General features: G+C 70.0%; 4 protein-coding genes and 1 pseudogene. 3 read left to right on the top strand and 2 right to left on the bottom strand.

Translation table 11 applies throughout. From position 1 onward, the window contains the following. Positions 1–910: pseudogene (locus ACYVE9_RS11720) on the bottom strand (ricin-type beta-trefoil lectin domain protein); the annotation flags it as partial. A gap of 261 nt (positions 911–1,171) precedes the next feature. On the opposite strand from ACYVE9_RS11720, the gene ACYVE9_RS11715 reads away from it, so the two are divergent. The 3 genes from ACYVE9_RS11715 (at position 1,172) to ACYVE9_RS11705 (ending at position 3,595) form a co-directional block, all read left to right on the top strand. Then, on the top strand, positions 1,172–1,945 hold the full coding sequence (locus tag ACYVE9_RS11715) for a hypothetical protein (protein ID WP_461027729.1): 774 nt from the start codon (positions 1,172–1,174) through the stop codon (positions 1,943–1,945). Positions 1,946–2,245: 300 nt separating this feature from the next. Beyond that, positions 2,246–2,527 (top strand): hypothetical protein, encoded by a 282-nt coding sequence (locus tag ACYVE9_RS11710; protein WP_461027728.1) that lies wholly within the window; start codon positions 2,246–2,248, stop codon positions 2,525–2,527. A gap of 24 nt (positions 2,528–2,551) precedes the next feature. After that, positions 2,552–3,595 (top strand): helix-turn-helix transcriptional regulator, encoded by a 1,044-nt coding sequence (locus ACYVE9_RS11705; RefSeq protein WP_461027727.1) that lies wholly within the window; start codon positions 2,552–2,554, stop codon positions 3,593–3,595. 1,369 nt (positions 3,596–4,964) lie between these two features. Here the strand turns inward: ACYVE9_RS11705 and ACYVE9_RS11700 are convergent. Next, a partial coding sequence (locus ACYVE9_RS11700; protein WP_461027726.1) for a M4 family metallopeptidase occupies positions 4,965–6,834 on the bottom strand: 1,870 nt, incomplete at its 5' end.

Genomic DNA, 6,834 nt, shown 5'->3' with positions numbered 1-6,834 from the left:
GACAAGGCCACGAGCCAGGTGATCGCCACCCAGAACGAGAGCTCAGCGGGTGGCTGGGCGGTGGCGGCCAGCGGTTGGGGCGGGCGGTGACGTAGGCGGGGCCTCCCCACAGCAGCAGGCCCTCGACCAGGGCCGTCGGCAGGTCGTCCCCCATGGCGAACAGGTCGCCGATGGCCTGGGTGCAGCCCCGGCAGCCGGCGAGGTGCGCGTTGAGGTCCTCGCTTCGGCGGGGCCCTCCGGGTCGGGAGACCGCCTCGATGATGCGGCCGAACCGGTGGCAGTCCTCGCGGGCCTCGTGGGCGAGGTGGGCGCGCAGGTAGGCGTGGCGCAGGGTGTTGCGGGCGCCCTCGGCGAGCTGCGGGATACCACCGGGCTCCAGGCCCAGCAGCAGTGCGACCCGCGCGTCGGTGTCCCGCTCGACGAAGCAGTGCCACAGCAGCACCTGGGTGCGGGTGGGCAGCCGCCGGAAGGCGTGCAGCATCGTGGAGAGGTCGTCGAACCGGGGTGGGCCGTCCTGACCGGTGCGGCCGGCCCGCACCTCGTCCACCCAGACGGCGAACGCCGGAGCGAGGTCCGCCCCGCGTCCCCCGGCGACCCACAGCGCGGCGACGCGCTGCACGCACAGCAGGAGGTGCGGGCGCCACGCGATGTCCCCGGAGCCCTGGCGTTCCTGGTGGACGGCGAGCGTGAAGGCGCGTTCGGCAAGCGCTCGGGCCGGCTGGTCGCCGCTGCTGCAGACCCGCGCGTAGCGGAGCACGTCCGCCAGGTGGCGCCTGCGTATCTCCTCGGCGACGGCGGCTCTTGCGGTGGCCGAACCCACTCGGAGGAGCTGGGTGAGTTCCGCATCGGGCAGTCGGTGGTGGTCCAACCCGGCCGGTTGTCTGCCCGACGGGGGTTCTTGCTGAGTCAAACCGGCGACTCCTCGGCATCCGATGCGGCCAACTGGCGCCCCTCGTGGGGGCGGTGGGGTCAGGAGGGTGCCCATCGTGCTGGGAAACCGGTACTCGTGGAAGGACTTTGTCAGCAACGGATAGCTCAGGGCCTGTTCCCGAACCGTGATGCTCGGGCCTACAACTCCAGGTGGATCTCGTCTGTCTGTCAGACGCCGGGGCGTGACTCCGGCGTCTGACAGTGCGCACGTGCGCGTGCCGTAGGGGAGATCGGGGTTCAGGTGGGGAAGAGGGCATGGAGAGTCGCGGTGGCCGGCGGGGCAGCCGCGGTGTTCACGGCGGTCGCGGCGGTGCCGGCCGGGGCCGCCGAGAACGGGGTCGCGTTCTCCCGGGTCGAGGTGAACGGCGGCAAGCCGATCGTGGTCGGGATATCGAAGGAGGTCGCGGTGCCCGCGTCCTTCCGTATGTCGACCACCCTGAGGTGGGAGGGCCCGATGGTGTTCCCGTACCGCGGGAAGCTCGACTCGGGCGACGAGCTGTGGCACGCCATCGAGACCAGCGACTGCATCACCGTGAGCAGGGGCGTCTGCGACTTCGACGAGACGCTGTACCTCGACCCGGGTGAGTACGACATGCGGAACAAGGAAGCCGGCGCCTGGAAGACCGCGGCCCGGGTGCACTTCGCGGGCGACGGCCACGACATCGACGACGTCCCGGGCCTCACGATCCACGTCAAGCGGAACACCCGCCTGAAGGTCAACGCGTCCCCCGAGCCGGTGGTGAAGGGGAAGACCATCACCGTGACGGGCAAGGTCACGCGGGCGAACTGGGAGACCCGCAAGTACGCCTCGTACGGGGGCCGCAAGGTGAGCCTTCAGTTCAAGCCCGTGGGCACCACGTCCTACACCACGGTGAAGAAGGTGTACGCGGACAGCTCGGGTGGGCTCAGGACGACGGTGACGGCCGGCACGTCGGGCACGTGGCGGTGGCGCTACTACGGCAACACCACAAGCGGGCCTTCGACTTCGACCGGGGACCGCGTCGTGGTGCAGTGAGTGACCCCTCCGGAGCGGAGGGGCCGCTCCGGAGGGGCGGGCGGCGAGGGCGCGATCGGCGCACGCGGCCACCGCGACGGCACGCGGCGCTGCCGCTACCCAGGACAGGTGTCCACGCTGATCACCAGGTCGCCGGCAGCGAGGGGCGTTGGGCCGGTGTGGGCTGGGTGGTGCTTGCTGTCACGGTCTGCCGCGGGTCACCGCCTCCCCCGGCTCCGGGCATCCGGAGGGGCAACCCTCGGCCGCTGCGCGGGTGCGCCGTCGCGGGCCGTCGTGGACCTGGCGGAGCTGCAGCGCGCGGTGACCATCGCCGTCCCGTGCGTTGAGGTGCTGGACTCCACCGTGGGCGCGGTGTGCACGCTGCGCGACGTGGTGCGCCGCAAGGAGCTGGTCGCCACAGACCGGCAGTGGCGCCAGTCGGTGCGGCTACCGCAGGCGTCCGCGTTCCGGAAGGTCGCGACCAGGCCGACGAGACGACCTGTCGGTCCTCCCCACCTGCTGGGGGACTCCCCCACCGAGCGGCCGGCGGTCGAGCGCGACGTGCACCAGTTCGTCAACCCGGCAGTAATCTATGCGCGTTGACCCGACGTCGACTGGACGGGAGGCATGTTGGCGACACGTGTCATGGCCGTACTGGGTCTGTCTGCCATCGAAGAAGACATCTACCGGCATTTCCTGCGCCATCCGCGTACGCCATGGGGCAGCCTCCGTCTGGCCGTGCGGGCGGACCAGGACGGCGGGGCTGGGTTCTACGCCGGTCGCTGCACTCCGATTGCGGCGCAGCGGGCGTTGGGACGGCTGCGGGAGCTGCGGGCGATCCAGGGTGAGGAGAGCAGGCTGTGGGCCACGGAGCCCGCGATGCTGATACCCCGGCTGGCGGAGGACCGGCTGGAGTGGCTGTACCGGGAGATGCGGGAGCTGCTCCACACCCACCCGATCGTGGCCGCCCTGGAGCGGGACCGCCCGGCTCAGACCGGCACCGCCGGGCCGACGGCGCCGGGGATCGAGCGGATCGAGGATCTGGCCCGGGTCCGCGGGCTGATCGACGATCTGTCGTTCTTCGCCCGGACCGAAGTGCTCTCCGCCGAGCCCTACGACGCGCTGAGCCCGCACAGCATCGCGTATGCCCGCCCCCTGGACCTGCGCTGCCTGCGGCGCGGGGTGCGGATTCGCCATCTGGTGCGCCGCAAGGCTCTGCACGATGCCCCGACCGTCGGCTATCTGCGGGAGATCGCCGCCCATGGCGCCGAGGTGCGGGGCACGGAGGACCTCTCCGAGCTGATCCTGGTCTACGACCGGCACACCGCGTTAGTACCTGTCGACCCGGTGGACACCGCGCGTGGAACGTTCTGCGTCCGGGAGAGCGGCCTGGTCGGCAATATCATCACGCTCTTCGAACGGCTCTGGGAGGACGCCGAGGACCTGAGCGCCCTGGCGGATGCCGTCAGCCCGGACACGCGAGAACTGTCCACCGTGCAGCGGGAGGTGCTGCGCTGCATGTGCACGGCGAGCAAGGACGAGGTGGGCGCCCGCACGCTGGGCGTGTCGCTGCGCACCTACCGGCGGCACATCGCGGAGCTGATGAGCCTGCTGGACGCCGGGAACCGGGCACAGGCCGCGCTCACCGCCCGGGAGCGCGGCTGGATCTGACCAGCCGGAACAGGCAGCGGAGGAACGCCCCAGCTCCTCCCAGGAGAACTCCCCGCCCTCATCGCAGAACCGGGCGGCCACTGTGTGTCCGATCGGCCCGTGCCGTCTCGGGCATACCTCTCCACCGCAACACTCCCGCAGCGACAGCACAAAGGTCGTGAGATCGGCCGCTGGCCGCATGCTGCCAGCTCGATTCAGCAACCTGTCATCGGTCGGGGGTACCGCGACAGGAGGAGATGACGTCAACATGGCGCCGTCGGATGACCGGAAGTCAGAGCGGTCGGCCGCCTCGCCAGCCACCCGGCTTCTCAGGTCACGCCTATCACAGAGGAGGCAGTCACTATGAGATCACGGTTACGCCAGGCCGCCATGGTCGTCAGCGGAGCGGCCGGGGCCCTCGGGATGCTCATCGCGAGCCCCGCCAGCGCCGCCCCGACCCCTGCGGCACAGCACCAGCAAGTGACCACTTCCAGCCAGTGCGGCAGCGGGTACATCGTCTGGGCCTGCAGCGTCCCCTCTGGATGTACGTACAGCCGAGTCGAAGCCCGGTTTATGAACGGCCCCTGCTCCTCGGGCCCCTTTGGCAGCGGCGTCAGCATCAGTTACGGGCTCGTAGCGCCCAGCAGCGGCCAGTGGGTCTGCGAGGTTCCCGAGGGGTGGGCTTACTCCCGGTCCGAAACCACGCTGGGCGGCCTCTGCGACACGAACCCCGTCGGCCATGATTGGAACACCAGGTACCGCCTCGCATAGCAAGGCTCCGACCGGCTGAGTGTCCGGAGGACCCGGCCGCGCCGTCCGCCCCGGTCATGTGCCGTCGGTGTGGACGGTGCGGCCATCCGGCAGCCCTTCCCTGTTTGTGAGCTGTGCGGGCGCTGGGTGGGGGTACGCAGTACTGACACTGCTCTGCTGGTGAGTAACGGGTAGTTGTCAGCCGCGCTGTGCCGCTCATGCGAAGCGCCCTGGGGGCCGGGCCTTCATCCTGTGTCGAACTCGACCTTGCCAGGTACGTCGGTCCTGCGGGGCCCAAGGCCGCGCCGACGAATCGATACCGATTGACGGACCCGAGACTGCGCACTGAGAAGTTCGCTGCGCCAGAACGCTTTCAGGACAGCGCGGGGAAGAGTTCAGTTCGCAGGTCAGGGCATCGTTTGCTGAAATCTTCAGCGCCGCCCTGCAACAGGCGCTGTCGAGGACGGGGAAGGTGTTCTCCTGAGGGATTCACCACCCCGTACCGGCCTGGACCAATAGGGCCGTTGGGGCTTCGCACAGGCGTCGCTTTCGCCAAAAGGAAAGCCTGCCGACTCCGTGAGTCAGCAGGCTTTCCGCATGTTCACCGGTTCGGGACGGTGCCCAGGCTGGTGGGGTTGGGTCAGAAGGTGAGTTTCCAGCTGTTGAGGGTGCCGGTGTCGCGGGAGTAGACGTCCTGGACGCGGAGGCGCCAGGTGCCGTTGGCGGTCTGGGTGGAGGCGTTGACGGTGTAGGTGGTGTTGAGGTTGTCGCCGGAGTCGTTGGAGGAGTTCTTCAGGCGGTAGGTGGTGCCGCCGGGTCCGACGAGGTCGAGGACGAGGTCGCCGCGGTAGGTGTGGCGGATGTCGACGGTGACCTTGAGGTCGCTGGGCGCGTTGCCGGTGCGTCCGGTCACGTTGATCGAGGAGGTGACGGCCGGGCCGTTGTCCGGGATCGCCAGGTCGTCGGTGTTCTCGTACTCGTCACCACCGGGCTCGCCGGGGTCACCGGGGCGCTCGCCGACGTTGACCGCGGCCCAGGCGTGGGCGACGGCCTGGTGCTCGGTGCTGTCCGTTCCGTACAGCGCGGCGGCGGCGATCAGCGTGGTGCGGCGGGCGTCCGCGTAGTCGCTGCGCGAGGTCATCTGCTCGGTCAGCGCCTTGAACCAGATCTTCTCGGCCTTGCTGATGCCGATGCCGGTCACCGGCTGGTTGTCCGACGTCGGGCTGTCGTAGGCGACACCGTTGACGGTCTTCTTGCCGCTGCCCTCGGACAGCAGGTAGAAGAAGTGGTTGGCCGGGCCCGACGAGTAGTGCACGTCGATGCTGCCGATGCCCGAGTACCAGGCGTCCTTGGAGTTGCCGTCCCGGGAGGGCCGGTCCATGTAGCGCAGCGGGGTGCCGTTGCCGCGGATGTCGATCTTCTCGCCGACGAGGTAGTCCCCGACGTCGCTGCCGTTCTTCGCGTGGAACTCCACCGCGGCGGCGAAGATGTCGGAGGTGGCCTCGTTGAGGCCGCCGGACTCGCCGGAGTAGACCAGCCCCGCGGTGTTGGAGGTGAGGCCGTGGGTCATCTCGTGTGCGGCGACGTCGATCGAGGTGAGCGGCCTCTCGTTGTTCTGCCCGTCGCCGTAGGTCATGCAGAAGCAGGAGTCCGACCAGAAGGCGTTGACGTAGTTGTTGCCGTAGTGCACGCGGCTGTACGGCGCGACGCCGTCGCCGCGCACGCCGTTGCGGCCCTGCACGTTCTTGAAGTAGTCCCAGGTCAGCGCGGCGCCGTAGTGCGCGTCCACACCGGCGGTCTGGGCGTTGCCGGGAGTGCCGTCACCCCAGGTGTCGTCGGCGTCGGTGAACAGCGAACCGGTGCCCGAGGTGCCGCGGTTGAGGTTGTACGTGCGGTGGTTGCCGCGCGCCGCGTCGGTCAGGGAGAAGGAGCTTCCCGAGCCGCTGGTGCCCAGCTGGACCGTGCCGCCGTACTGGCTGTGACCGGTGCCGTTGTGCACAGCCTGGTACTCGTGCAGCTTCTCGCCGGTGCGCGCGTCGGTGATGACGTGCAGCTCGTTGGGGGTGCCGTCCTCCTGCATGCCGCCCACGACCCGCTCCCAGGCGAGCACCGGCTTGTCGCCGGCCGCCCACACCACCTTGCGCGGTGCCACGCTGCCCGACGCCTTGGAGGCCTTCGGCTTCTTCCCCGCCGGCGCCTCCAGCGACCCCACCTCGATCGAGGCCTCCGTCGCCCGCGTCACCCGCTTCACCTCGCCCGACTTCGAGCGGTGCACCACCATGTCCCCGCCCAGCACCGGCAGTCCGCCGTAGGTGCGCTCGTACCGCGTGTGCACGCTGCCGTCGGCGTTGGCGACCACGTCGCGGACGGTGAGCTTCTCCTTGGACCCGAGGTCGAGTTCCCGCGCGACCTCGGCCACGTCGGACTGGGCGCTGCGCAGCAGCGCGCTGCGTTCGGCCGGAGCCAGCGCGACCGGCAGCGCGCCCGGCCGGGCGACGTCCGCGGACGGG

It is taken from the genome of Streptomyces sparsus (assembly GCF_054776295.1).
This window is presented reverse-complemented; position numbering and strand designations above follow the sequence as displayed.

Coding starts and splice junctions, on each gene's coding strand:
- ACYVE9_RS11705 (WP_461027727.1), top strand. CDS start 2,552: ATGTTGGCGACACGTGTCATGGCCGTACTGGGTCTGTCTGCCATCGAA.